The organism is Tenacibaculum sp. AWR4_210 (assembly GCF_056160945.1).
In genome coordinates, this window is the sequence record NZ_JBSWYF010000004.1 from 339,883 (window position 1) to 366,714 (window position 26,832).

The window sequence follows — 26,832 nt, forward strand, 5'->3', positions numbered from 1 at the left end:
AATTAATGCCATGAATCCTACTACATTCATCAAAAAATCACTCGTATTTAAAATTGCTACGATTCTCTGCTTAAGCATAGGGCTCTACAGCTTTATTCCAAAGGCAGCAAACAACAACCCAATTACCAAAACATTTTCTATCACCGCTGAAGATGAAGCCTTGTTTAAAAAACATCAATACGTACTCATTATGTACGCTCCAAATGTTTCTGAGCTAGAAAAACAACAACTGCGAAACTGTATCGGCGTTATGGACTACAACCCTTGTGGTAATTTTCCGCAAGCTGAGACTGCCTCATTCCGCGGAAGTTATATCGCAGGAAGAACATTACTCGATCCAAACGATGACGACGGAATTGGCTCGCCAGCACCACCGATCAATTTTTATGAAATCATGAGAAAAGTCGATCGTTGCTCAAATGGAAAAATTATTTCTGTAACCCTCGGAGCTCCTTGTTCAAGATTTGACGGACTCGTTCACCTAGGAAATACAGGAATTAAAGAATTCTTTATGAATTAACGGTTCTTTGTACCGAAATTATTAGCGTATTAAATTTTTGTTCTCTTAATAACAGCAAAGACCTTCACTTACTAAAAAGTGAAGGTTTTTTTATTACTCATACTGCCGGAGTATCCGAAGAGGATTGGATATCTTTTACATGGGTATCTATTTTTCAAACTACCTCAAATGTAGCATCCGTTTCAAATATGCTAATGTTTGATATTTCCTTCTACGCACACAGTTATTATTCTTGATCTTTCATAGTAGAATACAGCTTTCCTGTAATCTTCTCAGCTCCCATTCAAAACATTTTCAATAAAAATAAATTACAAAACACTGAAAATCAATGATTTTGATTTTTTATTGTTTTTTTTTCAAAAAAAAAGGGTAACAAATAGATCTACAAGGAACATAATAGTAAATAATGTAATTAGTAACACGTTCTTAGACTTATCGATTAATTTTTAGAGTACAAACCACTACAACAATTTTTTATGTTTGAAGAAACTACTTGTTCTCAGGTTTCAAAAAACATATAAGAGATTGCTAAAGGAAATTTGCTTTAAAGAAAATTAAATACGCTATGAAAAAGAGTTTTCATAAAGTTTTCATGAATTTCAAAAATTGCTATGTTTTTATCTCATGAAAGCGGTAGTGAAATGCAATTTTAATATTCAAATCAACGCTAAAAATTGCTATGAAAAAGTTTAGCTTAGAATTAGAAGGGTCTTAAAACCAAATTGCTAGAAAAAGAAAAAAATGTATAGTTTAATTTAGTAGATGCAATTAATTGCTATGAATTGCACAAAATTAATCGATTTTCGGGGGAAAATTTGTTACTAAAAAAAGAGCTGCAAAACAGCTCTTTTTTTTTTTACAAATCTTTTAATTTTTCCTGAGCTACCAAAGCTACGATACGTCCGGTAGTGTTTCCAGTAAAATACAACTTAATACCACCATCTTGCTGCACTTTAAAGCTCAGTAATCCTGAATTCTGAGGAACCTCCCCTAACTCAAATGGTCGAGAAAACCCTTCTAGTACTGCTTTTTTCAATCCTTTTAACAGGGAATCGTGTCCTACACCCGAAGTATGAATATGCCAATGGGCTAATCGAGCACTCAATTTACAGGCTACTTTTCCGTTGGGATGGGTATCACTTTCAAAAGCTATTTTTAACGTAATCGTATAAGAAGGATTGGGTATAAAAAACACACCACTCTCATAATTACCACTAATTTTAAAGGTTACAGTTCTGTTTTTGCTTCTCGTAAAATGATATCCGGTATCACTTACAGAGGCTATGCGTACACTTTCGATGTTCAGATCTTTTTGGCTGGCAGCCTTTTCTTTAAAAATTTTTTCGAACAAACCGCGGACCTTAGCTCCATCCAACCCTGCGGTATAAGGTGCAATCGATTTATTTTTAGCCCAGTAAATCACGCCATTTTGAAAATCGCTAAACCATTCACTTTTATCGGGATCAATTCTTATCTCATCAGAAGTAGGATAGCCGTATTGTCCTCGTTCCCATCCTGTCCTTGCCCAAGTTCCTCGAATTCCTCCTCGAACTAATTTGGGACCGGTTGTCGGATGCCAATACACACTCCCATTTCCCGTAAAGTGATTAAACTTCCCCTTACCATCGGGAGTCGTCGTTTCATCGGTAGCTGGTAACCCCAAAGCGTTGTCAGGTCCTCCCACAGCATTGTACTTCTGACGAATAGCTCCATGTATTTCATGAGGTCCTGTTTGTGGCGAACAGTAAATATCACATTTTTGAAAACCAACCATCTTTCCATTTCGAACACTCACAGGACGATCTATGGCTGTTCTTGGGCTTCCTGTAAACCCAGTTCCTAATTCTTGGGCCTTTGCTTTGATACTGTTTTTGCAATCATCAGCGGCAATTGAAGTATTGCGTACTTGTAAGGTAATATCGGCATAATCTCCTCCTTCCGCTGTATTGCGAACGCGAAAAGTAATGGTCTTACTCGTATTTTTTTTAATGGTCGTACTTTTACTTGCGGTCCCGTCCAAATCATTTGTATCAGTGCTTATACCTTCAAATAACTTAGCTGACTCTTTTACTTTCACATCGCCATTCGACACTTGTTCAAAATTGATGGTTAGCTCTACACGTACTTCTCCTCCACATTTCCCGACAAAAAATAACGTGTTTTTCTTTTTTGAAGCGTCCAGTAAAAACACTCCTGTATTGCGAACCCTATTGCGTTCATTTGATCCGAAAAGTTCGTCGTCAACGATATTCATGACCGACGTATACATGATTTTGTTTTGCATAATTAATTTGTTTTTAGTTTGTAATTCACTACAAATCAAGCGCTTTAAGCGCAAAACAAAAACCACAAAACACTGAGAATCAGTACTGAAATCTCCCCATTTTTTTCCGGTGTTTACAACCTGTTTTTAGAGGATTTTCCTTGAATAAAGCACAAAAAAAAACGAGGTTTCCCTCGTTTTTGTTGTGATAACTCGTTCAATTACTTGATACCAATTACGATATCCTTTGCTTCCAATACCTGTTGGATGTAGGTTTTAAATGCTGGATACTCTGCAACCGTAATGTTTTGTTTCGAAGGGCGTCCTTCAATAACTACCTTTAACACGCCTTTTTTGGGCTTGCTATAACGGATGCTATAGCTGTGTTTTTTATAGGTTAAACTGGCATTTTCAGGATACTCCACGATGTCCTTTCCAGCCGGAGCTGTAATCTCGTATTCTGAATAATAGTGATCGTTGTTTTCATAATTCTGGTACACAATTGGGTACGAACGTTTTTCCACATCGATAATACTCGGATTGTACGTGTGTATTACCAAAGGAAGTTTCATAATTTTCATACGACCAATCTTATTCATTTTTTGTTTTGCAGTCAATTCCGCATCAAACACAACAGCACCTTCTGAGGTTTTCACTGCTATGTTTTTTAAGGTATCTAACTGTACCAAGGCCTCTTTCCCCATGGCTCCCTTAAAATCTTTCAGAATAGCTTCTTTTACTGTTTCCTTATTGGCCTCGTTAAACGTTCGGCGATACCAACTAGTCATCGCTCCACGAACCTCTGTATGTACTTTAATATCTTGAGTCTTATCTTCTTTCAACCTCATCTTAACCTTTGTGATGTACTCACTTTCTTTACCTCTAGGAGCCGTTAAATGAACCAGTTTTGCTCGTTTAAGTGTCTCTTTGGTTGCTTTGTAAGGAATTTCGAGGGTTGTAGCGTTCAATAACGAATTCGGAATTGCTTTAAACGGTAAGTTTTTATTCGTCAATTCCAAGTAATACGCTTTACCATCCATCATTACTTTTACGATACAATGATTAAAATCTTGAGAAGGTAAAATCAATTTTTTCTTACCATAGTCAGAAGTCAATACCAATACCATAGTCGTTTTTAATCCTGCCTTTTGCGCCAAAACTGTAAACAAGGTTGAAAAATCTTTACAATCCCCTAACTTCGTCGTAATGGTTTTAAATGGCTTTTGCGGAACAAAACCACTTTGTTTAAAGTTTACATGGCTGTAATTAAAATTATCCATGATGTACTCATAAATCTTCTTTGCCTTCGCTTCATCCGACATCGTCGATAAACGCTCTTTACTAAACAAGTTATTGAATACTTTATCCACTTCTGCATTCGATTCTAACTGCGAACGTACCAAATCAGAATACCAATTGGCAATTTCTCCCCATGACTTGATGGTACTGATGTGTAACATTCGTGCGTAATCTGAAAACACTGGACCATATGATTCCGATTTTTTCATTTCCTTGGCATTCAACAATTCCCATGAATGCACTTCGTAATCGTCAACCGACTTCTTTTTATACTCCAAATCGCCATTTTCTACTACTGCGTCAAACTTCATTCCTTTCGGAACGATTAAAGTATAATTTGTTTTCAAGCAGAAACTCTCAGAATCAAACTGGTACAAATCCGTAAAATCCTTGTAAAAACGTCCGCTTCCCGTCGAATTCAACTCGTATTCAATGAGTAACAAATCGCCAATTTCCAAGCCATTGAACACAAAACTACTCCCCTTGCGTTCTGCAGTTTTTATGGTCTTATCTTTTTTTACGATTTCTGCCTTTATAATCTGATAATTCCCCGACAATCCTAAATCGTATTCCTTATATCCTTCTACACCCGATTCTGTGGTTACCTCATAGGCCAAAATAGATCGTATTTTAGCACTCCCGTTATCAAACAACTGAGTTACCGTATTGTCTAAAAGGATGTTCACCCCATAATTGTTTTCCGTATACTTCCCGCGGTGTGCTTCGAGGTACTCGTAAATATTTTGAGTAAGCTCTTTCTCCACGAGATTTTCTCGGCGTAACAAAGTCTGTAAACGCTTGTGCAAAGCTCTGTCGGTATTGTTGTAAAATAACGATTTCTCAAAATAGCTAATTGCTTTTTCCTTTTTGCCTGTTTGAACAAGTGCTTCTCCCATTAACTTCATCCCTCTAAATGAGTACGGGTAATTTTTAAGTATTTGCTCTATATAAGGAATCGACTCCTCGTACATTTTGTAATCGTGTAACTTTTCTACGAGCGTCTTTAAAAAGTAATTGTCGTAGGCAAAGGCTTCCGAATTGCGCTTTAATACGTTAATGGCATCCTCTTTTCGTCCTAACTTATCGTAGTACCTTACCAAAGTGAGAGCCAAGGATGACTTGTATCTCTTTTTTTCTAAGGCTTCTAACAATTGTACCGTTTTTTCCTTATCCCCAAACATCGTATCGTAAAAAGGAATGAACTTGATTTGAATTTGAACGCGATCCTCGTAATTCTCGACCATTTCATCCACTACTTCGCGTAATTGAGCCATATTTTGCGAACGCACTCCCATCATCAAACGGGTATACATGGTCATAATAGGCTGATCCGTAGCCGCTTCCATTTTGGCTAAATAGGCCTCCAAACTCTCCATATCCATACGCTGGAGTTCTTTGAGCTCCGATGATTTTTTTAGCAAAGCGTAATAGTAATCTGGATCTTCTTTCTCGATATTTTTATTTACCTCCGTCACCAAATCATAGTTCCCTTCGTAAGAGTGTACGTAGGTTTGTAGTAACCTCAGCATAGAACTATTCGGATACTTCTTAAGAATCGGATTTAACACAGCTTTGGCCTGCTCGTAATTTTCATTTCTCAAAAAGGTGTGAATCAGACAAAATTGATACAAGAAATTATTAGGGTTCTCTTTAATTTTACGCTGAAAAAACGAAACCACCTCGTGATCTTTTCTCTTCGGATTCACGGATTTCTGCGTAGCCTTCTTGTACTTCTTATAAGCACTGCTGTATTGAAGTTCAGGAATTTCATTTCCTGCTAAGTCTGTAATTCTCGCGATAAAATAAGGCGTGCCATCGCGTTCTGCATTTTTGATTAACAAACGGTTGTATCCTTTATCGAGGGTCAATTCCACTGCATAGGCATCCAAATCCGTTTTCATGTTTTTACTATTCTCAAAAACCTGTACGTCATTCATCCATACTTTAAAAGCTGACGAATTTCCTAAAAGAAGTACCACGCGTTGTTTCTTTTCAGAACGAATAAATGTCTGTGCATAATTGACACCATATCCGTATTCAAGATGATTACTCAAAAACTGATAGGGCTCGTCTTTAAACATTGCATGGGGAGTATACCAACCGACTTCTCCATTGGAGTTTGCCGAAAATAACTTGTCTGATTTCGGATACTCTTCAGGTTCATAAGCGATGTCCAAACCACTTTGGTTCATATTTTCAAAAGTCCCACAAAACTGCCAATCGTTAATACTTGGTATTTTAGCTAGGGCGCGGTAATAGCCTTCAAAATCTTGATTACTTCTCGCTGCTATTCCTCGTAAATACTCAAAAGAATGCTTTGCTGCGTTCACTTGGATATCTGCGGATGCGACCACATTGATGGCTTCTAAATTTTTTTGATGAAAGCCTGTTCGAATATAATTATCAAAAATAAAAGGCTTGTTCCACAGCGCGTACATATAGTAATCGAAATCCTTTTGTGCGATAAATTTCTTTAAAAAACCATCAGAACCTCCATTGATACGCCCATTCTCATTTCGGAGAATTTCGTTTGTCAATAAACTTTCAAGCGAAGTATTTGCTGTTTTTTTAAATGTTTTCGAGGCCTTTTTACGCTCATTTTTTAATACTAAATCCCAGTGATCTGCATAAGTTGTTTGTGCACTACTCGGAGTCCATGTTCCCAATATTAAAAGGAACACCAACATACTTTGAAGTCGTTTTATCATAACTAATTTTTCTTAAAACCACGCAAAGCTAAAAAATTAAGAAGCAACTCACAAACTACTCATAATCAATTAATATGACAAAAAGTAATATTTTATCAACAACAAACTAAAAAAATCAGTAAATTAGCAGGCTTCTTTTGAAGCAACCTAAACATTAAAAAAATTATGAGTATGAGTCCTAATGACGATAGAAAAATTATAGAGAAACTACAACAGAAAACTTGGAATGAAATAAAGACCAACGACTCATGGGCTATTTTTAAAATTATGGCTGAGTTCGTTGATGGGTATGAGCGCCTGAGTAAAATTGGTCCTTGTGTATCAATTTTTGGATCGGCACGTACGAAACCAGATCATCCGTATTACAAGCTTGCAGAAGAAGTTGCTTATAAATTAACACAAAACGGATTTGGCGTAATTACCGGTGGTGGTCCAGGAATCATGGAAGCTGGTAATAAAGGAGCCCATGCAGGTAAAGGAACCTCTGTAGGATTAAACATCGAACTCCCTTTTGAACAACACGACAACCCGTGGATAGACCCAGGTAAAAGTTTAGACTTTGATTACTTTTTTGTTCGTAAAGTAATGTTTGTAAAATATTCACAAGGATTTGTAGTAATGCCAGGTGGATTTGGAACACTTGATGAGTTGTTTGAAGCTATCACCCTTATCCAAACGAAAAAAATTGGTCGATTCCCGATTGTATTGGTAGGATCAAAGTTTTGGGGTGGCCTCATTGACTGGGTTAAGAACACCTTGTTAGAAGAAGGTAATATCAGTCCTGAAGATTTGAATTTGTTCAGAATTGTCGATACTGCAGACGAAGCGGTAGAGCACTTTAACAAATTCTACGGTAAGTATAAATTAAAACCGAACTTCTAAAAAAATAATATATATTTAGAACTCGTTACTATTAAAGTAACGAGTTTTTTATTTTATATATGTTTCGAATTCCTTTATTTGTCGTGCTGCTCACCCTACTTGGCCCTTTAGTTTGCAAGGGGCAAACCAACGTCATCAAAGCTAACATTCGTCTCATTGACAGCTTACATCGCTTTCAAATCCAACAAAAAATAACCTTTTACAACACCAGTGACACTTTGCTAACACAGCTGTACCTTCACAACTGGGGAAACAGCTTTAAAGACGATAATACACCGCTGGCAAAGCGCTTTATCGAAGATTATCAAAAGGAATTTCATTTTTCAAAATCGAAAGATCGCGGGTATTCCAATATAAAAAACTTAGCGGTCAATTATCAACAAGTGCCATTTAGTACCGTAAAAGACCAAGAAGATATTGTAAAAATAACCTTGAACCGACCTCTTTTTCCAAAGGACAGTGTACAAATCACCATGCTGTATGAATTACGAGTTCCCAATGCTCGTTTTACAGGCTATGGAAAAACTAAAAGCGGTTACCATTTAAGGTTTTGGAATATCGTTCCTGCCGTATACAAAAATGGCTGGCAATTGATGAGCAATTTAAATTTGGACGACCTCTATCAAGATGTTGCCAACTACGACATTCACTTGCAACTTCCAAAAAAATACCAACTGCAAAGTAACCTCTTTCAGTACGAATCAATCGCCAAAACTTATCGCTCCTATCATCTGGTAGGTTATCGCAAAAAGGATATCATTCTTCACATCAATCCTAAAAAGAGCTTTAAATCTTTTTTGACCAACACACAGGAAATCAAAACCGATGCGTATAGTTCAAAAATTTCAAACAAGACAACCACTCAAATTATTCGTAAGCAGATCGATTTTATAGAACGGTACTTAGGTAAACATCCGCATACTGAAATCTTTGTTGACCGAAGTACGACGCGTAAAAACTCACTACACGAGCTTTACGGACTCCCGAGCTGGTTAAAGCCCTTTCCTAAAAACTTTAGATGGGACGTCAACTTTTTTAAGGCACTTTGTTCGAAATACATAGACGATGTTGTTTTACACAACAAACGCAAGGAGTACTGGTTTGTAGACGCTTTAGAGACGTTTTTAATGATGGAATACCTAAAAACTTACTATCCAGACATCACCATTCTGGGTAAGTACTCTAATTATTGGCCTTTAAAGCACTACAATATCAGCAAACTGAAGCAGCGTGATCGCTTCGCTTTTATGTATCAATTTAGCGCCCGTAAATTTTACGACCAAGCGCTGAACGTCCCTGCCGATTCATTGTCTAATTTCAATAGGAAAATTGTGAGTAAATACAAATCTGGACTTGGATTCAAATACTTGCAAGATTATTTAGGGAAAGACAATTTCCAAAAAATACTTCGCAGTTATCTCTTTAGTGCCAACCTTAATCTCGACAGTCCTCAGGCCTTTTTGGACAGCTTGGAAGCGAAAAGTCCAAAAGATATTAGTTGGTATCGCACAGATTACCTGCAGACAGACAAAAAAATCGACTATAAAATAAGTGCTATAAAAAAAGTTCCCCATCTAGATTCCTTGGATGTGACCATTAAAAACAAAAGGGATTTTGCGGCACCAGTAGCCCTCTACGGAATTGATAAAAAGAAAATTACGTTTAAACAGTGGATCCCTAAAATACAACATACACAAACGGTACGAATCCCAAAAGGAAACTACACAAAACTAGCACTCAATTACGAAAACAGTTATCCGGAATACAATTCGCTTGACAACTATAGAACTACTGGAAACAAACTACTCAACAAGCCGCTACAGTTTCGGTTTTTAAAAGATATTGAAGATCCGTATTACAACCAGTTGTTTTACTACCCAGATATTAAGTACAATCTCTACGACGGAGTAATTTTAGGTATGAAAATTAACAACCAACCTATTATTCCTCATAATTTCAGTTTTACGCTCACCCCTAACTACAGTACGCGTAGTAAAAATTTTACTGGGGCTTTCTCGTTAGGCTACGATCATTTTTTTCAAGGCACTTCCATTTATAAAATACGTTACGGTATTCAGGGTAGCAATTTCCACTATGCCCCAGAACTCGGATACAATACTTTTGTTCCGTATGTGAGCATTGCTTTTCGAAGAAAAACACTGCGAGATGTCGGTTTCAAATCGTTTACCACTCGTTTGTTTTACATCCGTAAGGAAGTAGCTCCCGGAGCCCCTGTGACCGAAGAGGACCGTTATAAGGTACTCAATTTCCGATATATTTATAGCAAGCCCGATATTATTAGACGTTTGCAATATGCAGTAAACCTCGAACTCGGTAATAATTTCACCAAACTCTCTACAGATATTCGCTATCGAAAATTTTTCACTAACGAAAAGAGATTTGACATTCGCGTATTTGGTGGGATGTTTATCACCAACAACTCCAAAGGTGATTATTTCAGTTTTGGCTTAAACAGAAGTTCGGATTACCTCTTTGAACAAAACCTCTTTGGCCGTTCTGAAAACTCAGGGTTGTTCAGTCAGCAATTCGTAATCTCCGATGCTGGATTTAAGTCTAAATACAGCAGTCCACAACGTGCCAATCAGTTTGCCTTGGCGGTAAACACCAGTGTTAGTGTTTGGAGGTGGGTTGAACTGTACAACGATGTTGCCATGCTCAAAAACAAAAAGAGCGATCCTAAATTCTATTATGAGAATGGAATCCGCCTTAATTTTGTTCCCAATATCTTTGAATTCTACTTCCCCATTTACACCAATGAGGGCTGGGAGTTTAATCAAGGATCCTATCCTAGTAAAATTCGTTTTGTTTTCACAACCAACTTAGATCGTATCTATAATTTTATCCGAAGAGGTATTTTATAATATCCTCAATAAAATATCATTTTTTAACATTTTATTGACAATTATTCAATAAAAAGATTGATTTTTAAAATTCAATTAAAAAAACTATCTTTGTGCACGTACTTAAAATTGATGATTATGACGCATAATACTGAATTGGCTAACGCTCAAAAAATTTCTTTTAACGATTTTAAAAACGAAGTACTTGAAGATTACAAGGTTGCTCGCGTAAGTAGAGAGTGTAGTTTACTAGGTCGGAGAGAAGTTTTAACAGGGAAAGCTAAGTTTGGGATTTTTGGAGATGGAAAAGAAGTACCGCAGTTAGCAATGGCAAAGGCCTTCAAAAATGGAGATTTCAGATCGGGATACTACCGCGATCAAACCTTCATGATGGCCATTGGCGAATTGACTGCTCAGCAATTTTTTGCCGGGCTCTATGCGCACACCAACATCGAAGCAGATCCGATGTCGGCGGGAAGACAAATGGGAGGGCACTTTGCTACCCACTCTTTAGATGAAAACGGGCAATGGAAAAATTTAACTGCTCAAAAAAATTCATCGTCAGACATTTCACCTACAGCCGGACAAATGCCGAGGTTACTCGGATTGGCACAAGCCTCAAAAATTTATCGCCACGTTGCGGAACTCAACAACCACGAACGTTTTTCTATTGAAGGAAATGAAGTAGCTTGGGGAACCATTGGAAATGCCAGTACTAGTGAAGGACTGTTTTTTGAAACCATCAATGCTGCCGGTGTATTACAAGTTCCTATGGTCATGAGTGTTTGGGATGACGAATACGGTATCTCTGTACATGCAAAACACCAAACTACCAAAGAGAGTATTTCTGAAATCTTAAAAGGTTTTCAACGTGACGAAAAAGGGAAAGGCTATGAAATTTTCGTAGTAAACGGTTGGGATTACGTGCAGTTAATTGACACTTATAACAAGGCTGCCAATATTGCTAGAACAGAACACGTGCCCGTATTAATTCACGTAAAAGAATTAACGCAACCACAAGGTCATTCCACTTCAGGTTCACACGAGCGCTATAAGTCAAAAGATCGTTTAGCTTGGGAAGGAGAATTCGATTGTATCGCACAAATGCGTCAATGGATCTTAGATTTCGAATTACAAGATGAAAACGGTGTGACACTCAACATCGTTGAATCAGAAGAAGAACTCATCGCTTTAGAAAAGGCCGCTAAAAAGGAAGTGAGCTTAGCAAAGAGAAATGCTTGGGCTGCCTTTACTGGTGAAATTAAGAACGAAGCACTTCAGGCTGTTGATTTGTTAAACCGCCTAGCAGAAAAAAGTAAAAACGGTACGTTTATCAGTAAATTGAGCAATGACTTAAACGCGATTAACGAACCGATTAGAAAAGATATTTTAGTTGCTGCAAGAAAAGCCTTGCGCTATGTAAAAGAAGAGCAGTTCGCTGAAAAAAGCCAACTTCAAACTTTTATAAAAAACTATTTGGATTTAGCGTACGACAAGTATTCTAGTAACCTATTAAGCGAAACCGCTCAAACCCCAATGCAAATCGAAGCTGTTCTTCCAACCTATGAAGAGGAAGAAAAGTTAGTCGATGCTCGTATTATCATGCGAGATAATTTCGATGCGCTCTTAGCCAAGCACCCAGAAGTACTTATCTTCGGGGAAGATGCAGGATATATTGGTGATGTAAACCAAGGATTGGAAGGATTACAAGAAAAGTTTGGAGAATTACGCGTTTCAGATACGGGAATTCGAGAAGCTACCATTTTAGGTCAGGGGATTGGAATGGCCATGAGAGGTCTGCGCCCAATTGCTGAAATTCAATACTTAGACTACTTATTGTATGCCTTGCAAATAATGAGTGATGATTTAGCTACCTTGAGATATCGTACGTACGGAAAGCAAAAAGCACCGTTGATTGTAAGAACTCGAGGACACCGCTTGGAAGGAATTTGGCATGCAGGATCACCTATGGGAGGAATTATCAATAACCTCAGAGGTATGCATGTACTCGTACCGAGAAACATGACCCAAGCAGCTGGATTCTACAATACTTTATTGGAAGGTGATGATCCTGCCTTAGTTGTTGAATGCCTGAACGGTTATCGTTTAAAAGAGCAACTCCCGAGTAACTTAGGAGAATTTAAAACACCTATCGGGGTAGTAGAAACTATCAAAGAAGGTAGTGATATTACCATTTTATCGTACGGATCTACATTGCGTATCGTAATGGATGCCGCTCATGAGTTAGCTCAAGTAGGTATAGATGTAGAAGTTGTGGACGCGCAAAGTTTATTGCCTTTCGACATCGCTCACGACACCGTGAAGTCCTTACAAAAAACAAATCGCCTACTCGTTGTAGACGAGGATGTACCAGGTGGAGCATCGGCTTACTTATTGCAAGAAGTTTTGGAAACACAAAACGGATATCGATTCCTTGACAGCAAGCCTGCTACCTTAACTTCAAAAGCACATCGCCCTGCTTATGGTACGGATGGAGATTATTTCTCGAAACCTTCAGCAGAAGATGTTTTTGAAAAAGTCTATGCCATTATGCACGAAGCAAATCCAACGAAATTCCCAAGTTTATACTAGGTAAAATTTCAAACCCATAAAAAAAAGAGCGAGTTGTGTACAACTCGCTCTTTTTATGTATGGACCTCAGTAGTGATTATTCTTCTTTCTTTTCTTCATCTACCTTAACGTCCTGTACATCTATCGGTGTATTTTTTGATTCGTAATCTTTGATTTTAGCCTCGATAACACTTATAAAAGACGACGACGATAGGTCAGAATTCTTTAACAACTCTTGTAACGCTGCAATACGCTCTGTCATGGTAGGCTTAGCCATAGCCATACTCGCAAATTTAGCAGCGGCGATATCTACGGCATTATTAGAAATATTTGCCGACTTAATCCATCCTTCTTCAATGTATTGTCCTTCGGCTCTTTTACCTTTTACCTTTACCCAATCTCCTTGATTTTCTGTAACCGCGATAATATCCATTACGCTGTACTTCTTTTCTGTTTTGGTAAGTAAATCAGGACGCTTGTAAACGCTTGCAGCCTCTTGCATAACTCCTACTTTACCATCGATTGCTAAAAACCTTGCTGGCGTCCAACCTTCTTTACCATCTGTCAATTGCACCTTTACATACAATTTTTTAGTAGCTTCATTAGTTTGCTCTTCACCAGTAAGCTTTACTTGTTCTCCTAAACTCATCGAAGTAATCCACTTTCCTTTAGGTTCTGCAGTTTCGCGTATAGAAAGCTTGTCGAGCAAACAAATAGCTCCTTTCTCCTCTGCGTTCTTTTCAGCGGTTTGTACTGTAGCCTCTGATGAGCTTCCTTCTGTCGTTTTTGTTTTACTTTCGCAGCTCAATAACATTACAGAAGCCGCCATAATAGCAATTGTTACTTTTTTCATTGATTTGATATTTGTACAACAAAGATATGATATTCAATGAGTATGACAACTCCAATTAGGGGAAGTTCTCATTATTTTTTCTTTAAAATTTGGTCTCCTATAGCGCAGTACAAACAGCGTTTTTTATCGCAAAACTCCGATTTCAACTCCAACAATCCTTGGCTTTCCATGGCGGTATTTGCCTGCACTTGCAAATCCACAAACTTGGCAATCACGGTATTCTTCTCAGCAGGAACAGCACGCAGTAATGCTATTAACTGTTCTGTGATATCGCCACCTAAAAACCGAGCATATACAAACTTCATGGGAATAATAGTATTGATGACTAACAAATTGATAAAGTTTCGTGTCAACCTACGTGATTGTCGCTTTACCGTTTTGTGAAAGCTCACATGTGTATCCCAGAACTCGTGTACTTCTACTTGAAAAATAGCGTAGAGTTCCTCGAGTGTTTCCGATTCCCAAACCCGAGAAAACAACTGTTGATGCGCGTGCAATACCGCCGACAGCTGAGCCATTCTCACCGTCGGAAAATTGGCGGGGCGCATTCTAAAAAATTGAAAACCGTATTGCTTGGGTTCCACTAACCTGAACTTGTGTTCCAAATACTTATATTCGGATTGTAAAAAGCAATAAAAAGGCTCTTCCAACTCGTCGCGTAACATTCCTGCGGTGCCAAAAAGATAGGCCATTAACTGCTCGTGATTCGGTTGCAATTTACGTAGGGTTTTAACATCCACTTGTCGCGCCCACTGAGAAAAAGCAAAACCATTGACTTTAAGTCCAAAGGCCTGTGCGCAAAACTGAAAGAAAACCGCAGTAAAATCATTCTTACTCCCTAACAGCGCTTGTTGTATTTCTGTAGCTTTTCGTTCCAACCGTCGCACGTACAAATTTTCTAACCAGTGATTCACGTATATACTTTGTACAGAAGCCAATTGTTTTTCACAAGGTATCCAAGAGCGATGTTTCGTCAAAAGCACCTGATAATTCCGCAACAGCTTCTTTGAAATAACTCCTTTCAAAACCAAGCATTGCAATAAAACCTCTCCTTTCGTAAAAATTTCCATATCGCATTCCCAAACAACGTGTAAAATAACGGAATCATAATTTACATCGCTTTCGTGTTGATGTACATACCAATCCGATGCAGCTACGTGCATTTCTACATTCCCTATCCAAAGGACTCCATCTATGGTTAACTCTGCCCCTAAAAAATCGGGGCCTGCATTAAAATTCTGGATTCCGGGACGAACGATCTGAATCTGTGCGCCTGTTGTACTTTTTAAGTCCTTGTTCATCAGCAATCGTTGCCTCCAAACAAAATGTAATAATTCTTCTTTCAAAGCCTGTAATTTTATTTTTTTTCTACGACCAAAGCACTATGAAACACCTTTCTAAATCACTATTCATCACGGCTTTCCCTACTTGGGCACTCTTGCTAGCACTGTACAGTATCGGCAATTTTTCATTGCAAAAACTAGGAATCCTACTCTCGAGTATGACCGTAATCGTATTTTTTGCTGGCCTATACCTAAAACCAAGGGCAAGAACTTCTGCCTTCGTTCTTCCCTATACCCTACTCATAGGAACAGGGCTGGCTATTGCGCTCTTCTACTTGGACACTTATGCCGTTTTACTAACGAGCTCTTTAGTAGTCCTTTGGTGGGCTTACTTGTCGTGGTATTCGTACCTACCCGCTGTAAAAGACAGTAAATTGCAACTTCATCAACAACTTCCTAAACTGGAATTTGAAACTTCGGATGGAAAAAAAATTAGTACGGACGAACTTCCTGGAGACTTTAAAATTCTCATGTTTTATCGAGGAAATTGGTGTCCGTTGTGCGTGGCTCAAATAAAAGAAGTAGCTGCACACTATCGAGAACTCCAAGAAATGAATACTACTGTACTACTCATCAGCCCCCAACCCTCTCAACACCATTCTAATCTAAGCAAAAAATTTAACGTTCCGTTTTACTATGTAAAAGACGTCAAGAACCGCGTTGCTCGTGCATTGGGTATAGTCCATCTTCAAGGAATTCCCTTTGGATTTCAACTGCTAGGTTACGATAGTGATACTGTATTTCCGACAGTTATCATCACCGATAAAGAAGGAAATATTATCCATATTGAACAAACCGACAATTACAGAGTACGTCCTGAACCCAGTGCGTACATCTCAATTATCAAACACTATAACTAAAGCCTTCGACACGATTGTTTTTAATAATGCTTTTCCTCGATATAAATCAAAAATCTCACTTACATTTGTTACAAAACAATTCTTATGAACCAATCGATAGAAAATTTACAATGGCGTTATGCCGTTAAAAAATTTGACGATAATAAAAGTCTAAACGACCAACAGATTACCGTACTAAAAGAAGCCTTTAATTTGACAGCTACTTCATACGGTTTACAACCTTTAAAATTAGTTGTTGTACAAAACAAAGACATTCAAGAACAACTCGTAGCGCATTCCTGGAACCAACAACAAGTAGCGCAGGCATCACACGTCCTTGTCATTTGTGTTCCTAAAGAACTTACGGTAGCCGATGTAGATGCGTACTTTGCACTCGTGAAGGAAATCAGAAATACTCCTGATGAGATTTTAAATCCATTCAAGGAAATGTTATCTAATAACATCGCCAACAAATCGGCTGAGGAGCTCCAACAATGGATGCGTAGTCAGGCCTATATCGCTTTAGGGAACTTGTTAACTGTTGCGGCAAATGAACGCATTGATTCGTGTCCGATGGAAGGATTTATCCCGGCCAAATACGATGAAATTCTTGGTCTTGATGCTCACAACCTAACGGCAACACTAGTATTACCAGTAGGATTCCGCGCAGAGGATGACTATATGAAAGACCTTAAAAAGGTACGAAAAAATTTAACGGACATCGTTATCGACATCCACTAAGCATTTTCTAGAAATTGCGAATTATGCTGCGAATTTTACGTAATTTAGTACATTCGTAAATCGTAATTCGTAATTTTTTTTCATGCAACCCATACATAGTTTACTCCTCATCATCGCTTATTTTTCGGTATTGGTTTTTATTGCTTACGTCACCGGAAAATCGGCCAACAACGCCACCTTTTTTAAAGCGAATAATAGCTCTCCTTGGTATCTCGTAGCCTTCGGAATGATTGGAGCTTCCTTGTCAGGGGTCACTTTTATTTCGGTTCCTGGATGGGTAGAGAGTGCACAAATGGGCTATATGCAAATGGTGTTGGGGTATGTTTTGGGCTATGCCGTTATTGGTTTGGTATTACTACCGCTGTACTACAAACTCAACTTAACGTCCATTTACACCTATCTTGAAGAACGTTTTGGGAAGTACACCTACAAAACTGGAGCTTCTTTTTTCCTCATATCCAGAACCATAGGCGCTTCATTTCGCTTGTATTTAGTTGCCAATGTCTTACAACTTATCTTATTTGATTCGTACGGCATTCCGTTTTGGGCAACCGTCAGTTTAACCATACTCCTCATCTGGTTGTACACTTTTAAAGGCGGTATAAAAACCATTGTGTGGACTGACACCTTGCAAACCCTCTTTATGCTCATTGCCGTTGGCGTTTGTATCACGAGCATTGCAGACCAGATGAATATTCATAATTTTATTGATTATATCCAACAGAATCCACTGAGTAAAACCTTTTTCTTTGACGATGTAAAAGCTGGGAATTATTTCTGGAAACAATTTTTCTCAGGGGCTTTTATCGCAATTGTCATGACAGGCTTAGATCAGGACATGATGCAAAAAAACTTGAGTTGTCGCAACTTAAAAGATGCTCAAAAAAACATGTTTTGGTTTACCTTGGTATTGGTTGTCGTGAACTTCTTTTTCCTCGCTTTAGGAGTGTTGCTAACAGATTATGCTGCCAATGAAGGTTTAGCTGCACATAAGGATGAATTATTTCCGAAAGTAGCCATGAGTGGAGAACTCGGTCTCGGTACGGCTATCTTCTTTTTACTTGGACTCATTGCCGCGGCCTATTCAAGTGCCGATAGCGCCTTGACTTCACTGACTACTTCCTTTAGTATCGACATCTTAGAAATCGATAAAAAAGAAAGCGCTGCCGAACGAGAAAGTACTCGAAAAAAAATCCATGTACTCTTCTCCTTATTGCTGGTCGCTACCATTTTAGTGTTTAAATATTCTATTGCAAATGCCAGTGTGATCTCTGAAATATTTCAATTTGCCGGTTATACCTACGGTCCCTTACTCGGACTTTATTCTTTTGGATTGTTCACCAATCAACAGGTAAAAGACCGTTGGGTACCTATAGTATGTATACTCGCTCCTGTTGTTACCTTCTTCATTAGCACTGCCAGCTTAGAACTGTTCAATTTTGACTTTGGATTTTTTATCCTTATCGTCAATGGAATACTCACTTTTACCGGACTAACAGTACTTATTAAAAACAAGACCTATGCCTAAAAAAGGAAAGGAAAAAAATACGGTCAACAAGGCCAAGCACAGTCGATTGATGAAACAAAAACAGAACAAACTACGACTGGAAAAGCAACGTACCAAAGAGCGCCTGAAGGCCATCATAAAAAAAGTAAATGAACACAAAGACAACCAAGATGACAGCACAGCAGATCATTGATAAATTTGAGTTGATAGCTCACCCAGAAGGAGGATATTTTAAAGAAACCTACCGCAGTTCAGAGCTCATAGCAAAAACTGCCTTACCTCCAGTATTTTCAGGGCCTAGAAACTATGCTACGAGTATTTATTTTTTACTCACATCAGAAAAATTCTCTGCCTTTCACAAAATAAATCAAGACGAAATCTGGCATTTTTACACCGGAAGTAGTATTTATTTACACATCATAGCTCCTGACGGCAGCTATACCAAAGTAACTATCGGTAATCGTTTGGAAGATGATGAGCTCCCTCAATTTGTCGTTCCTGCTGGGCATTGGTTCGCAGCGGAGGTCAGTACTCCCAATTCTTATGCTTTTACGGGATGTGGCGTTGCTCCTGGATTCGATTTTGAAGACTTTCAACTTCCTTCAAGAGCCGTGTTATGTGAAGAATTCCCACAACACACAGCACTCATTACCCGATTGACACATCATTAAAAGCCCAAAGTAAAGGGCTTTTTATTTTACGACAAATACTACATTGATCAACGCATTCAAATCTGTTGGTTGCCCAATAATTGTATACGTCAATACGCCATTGGCATTTATAGACATGGTATTGACATTGAACACCGTATTATCAGCAAAAGTCACGTAGTAATACAAATCAGTAGCTGCGTACACAGGAATTGCAGCAGGCGCTCCAGTACTACTAGTCACTGGAGTAGCAAACTGTGCGGTATACTGTGCGTATAAATCTAAGGTAAAGGTTCCATTGGTACTCGCATCAATGGCTATCGAAGGCGGATAAAAAACACGAGCTGCTCTCGAGGTAATTGGCGCTATCGCCTGTACAACCTCTTCAACGGTGGTTTCGTTAGTAGCTCCAGGATCACCGGTTACATTGTCAACATCGACATTTGTGACCAAACTCACTTGGGAAGCATTTTGACTATCCGTTTCGGCTTGCCATCCCGTATTGGTAAAGCGATATACTCGTTGATCGGTAGTATTAAACAACAAGGACCCAATTCCAACCCCTGTTGTAAGGGCTGTCATTTCAGCATTCGTGGCTGTCGGTAACCCCATGAGTGAATTACTATCGATTTGAGCATGGGCTCCCCAACCCATCATCATGGCTACAATCAATAATTTCCGTTTCATCTTTCTATTTTTTTTTACTCAGCTTCTTGCCCTAACAATGTGAATGATACAAGAAATTAAGTTCGTGTTATTGCAAGCATAAAAATACAGTATTTTGCACGTACTATAAAAATTGATAGTATATTTATTCCGAATTTAAAGACAATTACATGTTTAAACGTTTAAAACCGATACTTTTAGGCTTATTGAGCCTGTTTGGTATGACTGAGAGTCAGGGTCAAACCGGACCGGGTGGAGTTGGAACGAGAGACGGAAGCTCGTCTCTGAGTATCTGGTTAACGGCAAATGATTTAAATGCCAATGAAAACACTGCAGACAATCCTGCCAATGGTACCCGTGTAAGTACCTGGAATGACTACAGTGGTAACAACAATAACTTTACGCAATCGGGGAACAACCGCCCTACCTATACCACAACTGGTACCTTTAATGCCGTAAATTTCAATGCAGCACCTGGAACCGCACAATTTATGAACGGAACCATCACCGGTACATTTTCGAATGCCAGTGCCTATTTTGTTCTTAATCCTGTCAATAGCGGGAATTCAAACTCCCTGTTTGACAACCCATCGAGTTCTTTACGTGTTGAACAATGGAGTAATACCAATCGCGTAGGATTTACCCGTTATGGTGTAGGAGACTACCGTACTGGAATCGCTCCTCCTTTTAATAACGACGCCATTTTTTCGTACCATAAAAACACCGGGGTAAATACCATTGAAGTACGGGTAAACAACGCCACTGAAAATTTAGGTATCGGATCGACAACTGCTGGAATTCCGGTTGATCGCATAGGTCGTAACTCCAACGGATCGGATGAAGCGAGCGGTAACTTCTACGAGGTGATTTTCTTCAACACCAGCATTAACAACGCTCAAAAAATTATCGTTGACAACTACCTCTCTGCCAAATACAATAGCATTGCTATCCCTACAGATATTTATACGCAAGACAATGCCGCCGCTGGAAACTTTGATTTTGACGTGGCAGGGATTGGACGTGTTGATGCCAGTAACCTACATACCGATGCTCAAGGTACCGGAGTAATCAGAATCCTGAACCCTACGGGGCTTGGCAACAATGAATTCTTATTATGGGGACACGACAATGGCAATTTTCAACTAAGTAGTACCACCAATGCACCTGACATTATCGCTTCCAGACTACAACGTATTTGGAGAGTCAATGAGGTGAATTCAGGAGGAACAGCAGTCGATGTTGGTGCCGTGGATTTACGCATTGACACCAGCGGACTCACAGGAATTTCTACAGGAAATTTAAGACTCCTAGTGGATACGGATAACGATGGGAGTTTTGCCGATGAAACGCCAATTTCAGGAGCGACCAATTTAGGTAGTAATGTATTTCAATTTGCAGGAATCACTGCACTTACTAACAATGTCCGTTATACCTTTGGACTGGCCACAACTACGATTATCACCAATAGAAGAATCACGATACGCGTCAATAAATAAGTTGACCAAGATCTACATAAAAAACAAGCTACACTGTGAGTAATACAGTACAGTGTAGCTTTTTTCTTTCATATACTCCCCCCAATAATAAAAACAAACAACACTAACAATATAACACTTTTTTAACTTTTTTTAACAAAAAAAACCTCCCTTTACAAAAAAACACCTACAAAAAGTTAACAAGAAAGGTTGAAACCTGCTACTTCATCAACCAACAGATTGCCCAGAAGAAACTATTATTTTCAAGTATAAAATTTAAATCCTAAGGTTTTTGCAGACTTAAAAATTTGTGTTTTTAGCAAAAAATATCATACGCTAGTAAAGCACCGAACGCTTCGGTATAAGATTAGATTGCTAACTAAAAATCAGGATTTACTTTTGAAGAAACAGGAATTGCCATTGTAAAAACATCACAGGCTATGGCGCAAATTGATGTTTAGTGTGTATTCACCATTACAGCAACTACTGATAAAGAACTACAGCAAGGAAGTGCTGTAGCGAATTGTATTGTACTACTCATAAAAATAAAACCGAGTAACCTCGGTTTTATTTATCTATCGATCCTAAAACGCGACCCATAAAATTATTTAAGGCCTCTTTTTTAGGAGTACCGTCTTTGATCATTTTATCAACCTCGATGGCTCCATACATATTGGAAATTAACTCCCCAATCACGTCCAACTCCTCATCTTTTAATGAAGGAACTTCGGTTAATGCCTCTAGCGTTTCGATGGTCTCCAAAACGTAATCTTGATCATTTTCTTCTATAAATGAAGTCAAATGCTTAATCACTGGTAATTTCATATCCCTAAAGTACTTCGCTTACTAATTCTTTTAACACATCAAATTTGTTGGTTTGTGTTTGGTTCACAAACTTACCATCTACAAAAGTTGCAAATGTAGGTAGGTTATCAACGGTAGCTAATTGTCGGCTTTCCGGAAATTTTTCTGCATCCGCAATGACAAAGGCTACCGATTCATTTTCGTTTGCCAATTTCTTAAACTTAGGCTTCATAATGCGGCAATTACCACACCAAGTTGCTGAATATTGTACCACTACGGTTTTATTATCCGAAACAATTTGAGCCAAATTGTCTTGATTTAATTCTTGTAACATTTTTTAAGTTTTTTTAGGATTCTCAAAGAGAATAGTCATGGGCATTAGGCATGCCTCGAAGAGAAAAGTTCGTGTCCGAAAACACGAACTTTGTAATTTATTAGTTTGCTGCTAAGTACTCAGCAGTTGCTTTTGCGTTAGGTTGCATTGCAGTTTTTCCTTCTTCCCAGTTTGCAGGACAAACTTCACCTTTTTCTTGTACGTGCGTGTAAGCATCGATTAAACGTAAGTACTCATTTACATTACGTCCGATTGGCATGTGGTTTACACCTTCGTGTACAACAGTTCCTTCCTCATCAATGATATAAGTAGCTCTGTAAGTTACGTTATCTCCTTCAACTTGAACAGTTCCTGTAGCTTCATCATAAGTTTCGTTAGTGATGTCTAAGATCCCTAAAATTGATGATAAGTTACGGTTGCTATCCGCTAATAAAGGATAAGTAACTCCCTCGATTCCTCCGTTGTCTTTTGATTGGTTTAACCAAGCAAAGTGTACTTCAGGAGTATCACAAGAAGCTCCGATTACGATTGTATTTCTCTTTTCAAACTCTGGTAATGCAGCTTGGAAAGCGTGTAATTCAGTTGGACAAACAAAAGTGAAGTCTTTTGGATACCAAAATAATACTACTTTTTTCTTGTTGTTTACAGCCTCTTCTAAAACATTTACTTTGAACGTATCTCCCATTTCGTTCATTGCATCAACGCTTAAATTTGGAAATTTCTTACCAACTAATGTAGCCATCTTTTTAATTTTTTATATGATTAATAATTTTATTGTGTTCGTTTGAAACACAGGCAAAGGTATTGGGTTTCTATTGATAAAAATTAGATTTCCCCACTTTTTTTCCTATCAAACTATAGAATAAATCAATACCATCAATTAGCAACTATAATTATTTTAAATTAAATTAGTTAAACTTCTACAAAACAAAGAATTAACTTTAAAAAGAAGTACTACTATTAACAAAAACAATTTTACAATAAAAATTATAGATAAAAATTATTGAAACACTTACTGTAATTTTGACCTGAACCTATAAAACGAAACATCATGACAGAATTCAATTCATCAAACAACGCGAGTACTGGTAAATGCCCTTTTGGTTTCGGCCCTCACAATACGGGTGCTGGAGGTGGAACAACCAACAGAGATTGGTGGCCAAATCAACTAAAACTATCGATACTTCGACAACATTCTTCCCTATCGAACCCAATGGGACCTGACTACTCCTACGCGGCTGCCTTTGCTACACTGGATTTAAAAGAATTAGCCGCTGACCTCGATGCTTTAATGACCGATTCAAAAGAGTGGTGGCCTGCTGATTACGGTCATTACGGTCCTTTCTTTATCCGTATGGCTTGGCACAGTGCCGGAACCTATCGTATCCATGACGGAAGAGGTGGTGGTAGTTCCGGATCGCAACGCTTTGCTCCATTAAACAGCTGGCCTGATAACGGAAATCTCGACAAAGCAAGACGATTACTTTGGCCCATTAAACAAAAATATGGAAATAAGTTGTCATGGGCAGATTTGATGATCTATGCCGGAAATAGAGCTTTGGAAACGATGGGCTTTACCACCTTTGGTTTTGGTGGTGGACGCGAAGATATATGGGAACCAGAAGAAGATATCTATTGGGGACCCGAAACTACTTGGTTAGGAGATAAAAGATATACGGGTGACAGAGCATTGGAAAATCCACTCGGCGCCGTTCAAATGGGGTTAATTTACGTGAATCCAGAAGGGCCCAACGGAAATCCTGACCCGATAGCTTCTGCTAGAGATATCAGAGAAACCTTCGGAAGAATGGCTATGAACGATGAAGAAACGGTTGCACTGGTAGCAGGCGGACATACATTTGGTAAAGCTCATGGTGCCGCAGACCCTGATCAATTCGTTGGAAGAGAACCCGAAGGAGCGAGTATCGAAGAACAAGGACTAGGATGGAAAAACAGTTTTAAGTCTGGAAAAGGTGATGATACGATTACCAGTGGTATCGAAGGTGCCTGGACGCCCAACCCTACCCAGTGGGACAACGATTATTTTAGAGTGCTATTAAACTACGACTGGGAACTTACCACAAGTCCGGCTGGTGCACATCAATGGAAGCCTACTGAAGCATCTAAGGCACAACAAGCACCGAGAGCTCACAATCCGAACGAGGGTCAAGATTTAATGATGACCACCGCGGACATGGCTTTAAAACTCGATCCTATTTACGCACCTATTTCAAAGCGATTCTATGAAAATCCAGCAGTCTTTGCCGATGCTTTTGCTCGTGCCTGGTTTAAACTCACCCACAGAGATATGGGACCTAAAAAACTATACCTAGGAAGTGAAGTACCCACTGAAGAGCTCATTTGGCAAGATCCAATTCCTGCCATTGATTACCTTCTTATAGACCACGCTGACCAGCAATCTCTCAAAGAACGTATTGCTGACAGTGGCTTGAGCATTCAAGAACTCGTCAGTACGGCCTGGGCTAGTGCTGCTACCTTTAGAGGTTCTGACAAACGTGGAGGTGCTAACGGTGCACGCATCCGTTTCGCCCCACAAAACGACTGGGAAGTCAACAATCCAGCACAGCTTAAACGCGTTCTAAAGCAACTAACACTCCTTCAAAAAGAGTTTAACGCGACACAAAAAGACGCGAAAAAAGTTTCGCTAGCTGACCTTATTGTTCTCGGAGGAGCTGTAGGAATTGAAAAAGCAGCAGCTGCTGCAGGGTTTGACATCGAAGTACCTTTCAAGCCCGGAAGAAATGATGCCTTGGAATCGCAAACAGACGCCAGTTCATTTGCTGTACTCGAACCCAGAGCTGACGGCTTTAGAAACTACAGAAAAGCAGGTGATCTGGTGAGCTCAGAAGAATTGTTGATCGACCGTGCACAGCTCCTCGGATTAACTGCTCCGGAAATGACGGTACTTTTAGGAGGTATGCGCGTACTGGACAGCAACTACAATCAGTCTAAACACGGAGTTTTAACCCAACGTCCAGGCACTTTAAGTAACGATTTCTTTATTCATCTCTTAGACGATGGGATTGCGTGGGAACCTACTGATCAGCGTCGTGAATACTTTAATGGAACCCGCCGCTCAACAGGAAAGCTCGAGTGGATGGCTAGCAGAGTTGACCTCGTATTTGGTTCGAATTCCGAACTTCGTGCACTGGCAGAAGTATACGCTAGTGAAGATGCGAAAGAAAAATTTATCCAAGACTTTGTAAGCGCTTGGCATAAAGTAATGAATCTCGATCGCTTTTAATCAAGGGCAGCATCCTTAAAATAAAAAAAGAAGAGTAAAATACTCTTCTTTTTTTTGAGAACTATTTGCTAGCAAATAGCTGTACGTCATTTTCTGAGACTTCTTGCTCTCCGAGAATGATTAAGCGTTCGACTACGTTTCTCAATTCACGTATATTCCCGGTCCAATCGTACTCTTGCAATAATTTTATGGCAGCTTCCGAAAACTGCTTTTTAGGAGTTCCTTGTTCGCTGGCTATTTTCTCAGCGAAGAATTTCACCAACAAAGGGATGTCTTCACGACGGTCGTTCAACGCGGGTACTTTGATTAAGATTACCGCTAAACGATGGTACAAATCCTCTCGGAAACGACCTTCTGCAATTTCCTTTTTTAGATCTTTATTCGTCGCCGCAACTACGCGTACATTCACTTTAATATCTTTATCCGACCCTACTCTAGAAATTCTGTTTTCTTGCAAAGCTCTCAGTACTTTTGCCTGTGCTGACAAGCTCATATCTCCAATTTCATCTAGGAAAATAGTCCCTCCATTGGCAGCCTCAAACTTCCCTGCTCTGTCTTTGTTCGCACCAGTAAAACTCCCTTTTACATGACCGAACAATTCACTCTCTATCAACTCTGAAGGAATTGCAGCACAATTGACTTCGATCATCGGGGCTTTTACCCTACTCGACTTCTCGTGTAACCAATGCGCCACCAACTCTTTTCCCGTTCCGTTTGGACCAGTGATTAATACGCGGGCATCGGTATCAGCTACCTTTTCAATTATCTCTTTGATATGATTGATCGCAGCGCTTTCTCCTACCATTTCGTAGCTCTTACTCACTTTCTTTTTAAGGCGCTTATTTTCTACGACCAATTCTTTTCTATCCAGGGCATTGCGAACCGTATTGAGTAATCTATTTAAATCTGGCGGTTTAGAAATATAATCGAAAGCTCCGAGTCGCATGGTATTGACAGCAGTATCCAAATCCCCGTGTCCAGAAATCATTACCATTGGGATTTCGGGCTTAATTTTTCGGGCTTTTTCCAGCACCTCAACACCGTCCATCTTCGGCATTTTAATATCACACAATACCAAATCAAAATCGCGATCTTTAATCATTTCAATTCCGGCCAGTCCATCAGCTGCTTCCTCTACTTCGTAACTGTCATTTTCTTCTGAAATGATCTTTTTTAGAACTCTGCGAATTGCAGCTTCGTCTTCTATAATTAATATTTTACTCATATCTATACTCGCAGCTTTACTGCCTT

General features: G+C 39.0%; 20 protein-coding genes. 11 read left to right on the plus strand and 9 right to left on the minus strand.

What is annotated here, in order from left to right:
• Nucleotides 1-10 precede the first annotated feature (10 nt).
• Nucleotides 11-520: a hypothetical protein gene (locus tag ACXAG7_RS09485; protein WP_408045055.1), complete on the plus strand. Its 510-nt coding sequence runs from the start codon at nt 11-13 to the stop codon at nt 518-520.
• A gap of 856 nt (nt 521-1,376) precedes the next feature.
• Here the strand turns inward: ACXAG7_RS09485 and ACXAG7_RS09490 are convergent.
• Nucleotides 1,377-2,804, minus strand: coding sequence for an LGFP repeat-containing protein (locus ACXAG7_RS09490; protein ID WP_476666672.1), 1,428 nt, complete (start codon nt 2,802-2,804; stop codon nt 1,377-1,379).
• A gap of 200 nt (nt 2,805-3,004) precedes the next feature.
• Nucleotides 3,005-6,790 (minus strand): transglutaminase domain-containing protein, encoded by a 3,786-nt coding sequence (locus ACXAG7_RS09495; RefSeq protein WP_476666673.1) that lies wholly within the window; start codon nt 6,788-6,790, stop codon nt 3,005-3,007.
• A 165-nt stretch (nt 6,791-6,955) separates the two neighbouring features.
• Between ACXAG7_RS09495 and ACXAG7_RS09500 the strand changes: the two genes are divergently transcribed.
• The 3 genes from ACXAG7_RS09500 to ACXAG7_RS09510 all read left to right on the plus strand — a co-directional run bounded on the left by ACXAG7_RS09500 (nt 6,956) and on the right by ACXAG7_RS09510 (nt 13,125).
• On the plus strand, nt 6,956-7,672 hold the full coding sequence (locus ACXAG7_RS09500) for an LOG family protein (protein ID WP_408045058.1): 717 nt from the start codon (nt 6,956-6,958) through the stop codon (nt 7,670-7,672).
• Between the two features lie 59 nt (nt 7,673-7,731).
• Entirely contained in the window at nt 7,732-10,554 is a 2,823-nt protein-coding gene (locus ACXAG7_RS09505; protein ID WP_476666674.1) for a gluzincin family metallopeptidase, read from the plus strand.
• A gap of 117 nt (nt 10,555-10,671) precedes the next feature.
• Nucleotides 10,672-13,125 (plus strand): alpha-ketoacid dehydrogenase subunit alpha/beta, encoded by a 2,454-nt coding sequence (locus tag ACXAG7_RS09510; protein ID WP_476666675.1) that lies wholly within the window; start codon nt 10,672-10,674, stop codon nt 13,123-13,125.
• Between the two features lie 76 nt (nt 13,126-13,201).
• On the opposite strand, the gene ACXAG7_RS09515 is transcribed toward ACXAG7_RS09510, so the two are convergent.
• The gene (locus ACXAG7_RS09515; RefSeq protein ID WP_476666676.1) at nt 13,202-13,957 is read right to left on the minus strand and encodes an SH3 domain-containing protein; all 756 of its coding nucleotides are present in this window, start codon (nt 13,955-13,957) and stop codon (nt 13,202-13,204) included.
• 71 nt (nt 13,958-14,028) lie between these two features.
• A complete protein-coding gene (locus ACXAG7_RS09520) occupies nt 14,029-15,303 on the minus strand; it encodes a DUF2851 family protein (protein WP_476666677.1) in 1,275 nt (424 codons plus the stop codon).
• 38 nt (nt 15,304-15,341) lie between these two features.
• On the opposite strand from ACXAG7_RS09520, the gene ACXAG7_RS09525 reads away from it, so the two are divergent.
• The 5 genes from ACXAG7_RS09525 to ACXAG7_RS09545 all read left to right on the plus strand — a co-directional run bounded on the left by ACXAG7_RS09525 (nt 15,342) and on the right by ACXAG7_RS09545 (nt 19,058).
• Nucleotides 15,342-16,160 (plus strand): peroxiredoxin family protein, encoded by an 819-nt coding sequence (locus ACXAG7_RS09525; protein ID WP_476666678.1) that lies wholly within the window; start codon nt 15,342-15,344, stop codon nt 16,158-16,160.
• Between the two features lie 84 nt (nt 16,161-16,244).
• Nucleotides 16,245-16,880, plus strand: a complete 636-nt coding sequence (locus ACXAG7_RS09530; RefSeq protein WP_408045064.1) for an NAD(P)H-dependent oxidoreductase — start codon at nt 16,245-16,247, stop codon at nt 16,878-16,880.
• An 82-nt stretch (nt 16,881-16,962) separates the two neighbouring features.
• Nucleotides 16,963-18,408 (plus strand): sodium:solute symporter, encoded by a 1,446-nt coding sequence (locus ACXAG7_RS09535; RefSeq protein WP_476666679.1) that lies wholly within the window; start codon nt 16,963-16,965, stop codon nt 18,406-18,408.
• Nucleotides 18,401-18,580: a hypothetical protein gene (locus ACXAG7_RS09540; protein WP_408045066.1), complete on the plus strand. Its 180-nt coding sequence runs from the start codon at nt 18,401-18,403 to the stop codon at nt 18,578-18,580. Before ACXAG7_RS09535 ends, ACXAG7_RS09540 begins: the two co-directional genes overlap by 8 nt.
• Complete coding sequence (locus ACXAG7_RS09545) at nt 18,537-19,058, plus strand: cupin domain-containing protein (RefSeq protein WP_408045067.1); 522 nt, start codon at nt 18,537-18,539, stop codon at nt 19,056-19,058. Before ACXAG7_RS09540 ends, ACXAG7_RS09545 begins: the two co-directional genes overlap by 44 nt.
• Before the next feature lie 21 nt (nt 19,059-19,079).
• Here the strand turns inward: ACXAG7_RS09545 and ACXAG7_RS09550 are convergent, their stop codons facing one another.
• Nucleotides 19,080-19,724, minus strand: a complete 645-nt coding sequence (locus ACXAG7_RS09550; protein ID WP_408045068.1) for a hypothetical protein — start codon at nt 19,722-19,724, stop codon at nt 19,080-19,082.
• 149 nt (nt 19,725-19,873) lie between these two features.
• Here ACXAG7_RS09550 and ACXAG7_RS09555 point away from each other — a divergent pair, with 149 nt between their 5' ends.
• Nucleotides 19,874-21,199, plus strand: coding sequence for a DUF8202 domain-containing protein (locus tag ACXAG7_RS09555; protein ID WP_408045069.1), 1,326 nt, complete (start codon nt 19,874-19,876; stop codon nt 21,197-21,199).
• Nucleotides 21,200-21,745: 546 nt separating this feature from the next.
• Here the strand turns inward: ACXAG7_RS09555 and ACXAG7_RS09560 are convergent.
• The 3 genes from ACXAG7_RS09560 to ACXAG7_RS09570 all read right to left on the minus strand — a co-directional run bounded on the left by ACXAG7_RS09560 (nt 21,746) and on the right by ACXAG7_RS09570 (nt 23,058).
• Nucleotides 21,746-22,003, minus strand: a complete 258-nt coding sequence (locus tag ACXAG7_RS09560) for a DUF6952 family protein (RefSeq protein ID WP_408045070.1) — start codon at nt 22,001-22,003, stop codon at nt 21,746-21,748.
• A 4-nt stretch (nt 22,004-22,007) separates the two neighbouring features.
• The gene (locus ACXAG7_RS09565) at nt 22,008-22,316 is read right to left on the minus strand and encodes a thioredoxin family protein (RefSeq protein ID WP_408045071.1); all 309 of its coding nucleotides are present in this window, start codon (nt 22,314-22,316) and stop codon (nt 22,008-22,010) included.
• A 100-nt stretch (nt 22,317-22,416) separates the two neighbouring features.
• Nucleotides 22,417-23,058, minus strand: a complete 642-nt coding sequence (locus ACXAG7_RS09570; protein WP_408045072.1) for a peroxiredoxin — start codon at nt 23,056-23,058, stop codon at nt 22,417-22,419.
• 309 nt (nt 23,059-23,367) lie between these two features.
• Here ACXAG7_RS09570 and katG point away from each other — a divergent pair, with 309 nt between their 5' ends.
• Nucleotides 23,368-25,581 carry a catalase/peroxidase HPI gene (gene katG / locus ACXAG7_RS09575; protein WP_476666680.1) on the plus strand — a complete coding sequence of 738 codons (2,214 nt, stop codon included), beginning with the start codon at nt 23,368-23,370 and terminating at the stop codon, nt 25,579-25,581.
• A 61-nt stretch (nt 25,582-25,642) separates the two neighbouring features.
• On the opposite strand, the gene ACXAG7_RS09580 is transcribed toward katG, so the two are convergent.
• Nucleotides 25,643-26,806 carry a sigma-54-dependent transcriptional regulator gene (locus ACXAG7_RS09580; RefSeq protein ID WP_408045074.1) on the minus strand — a complete coding sequence of 388 codons (1,164 nt, stop codon included), beginning with the start codon at nt 26,804-26,806 and terminating at the stop codon, nt 25,643-25,645.
• Between the last annotated feature and the right edge of the window lie 26 nt (nt 26,807-26,832).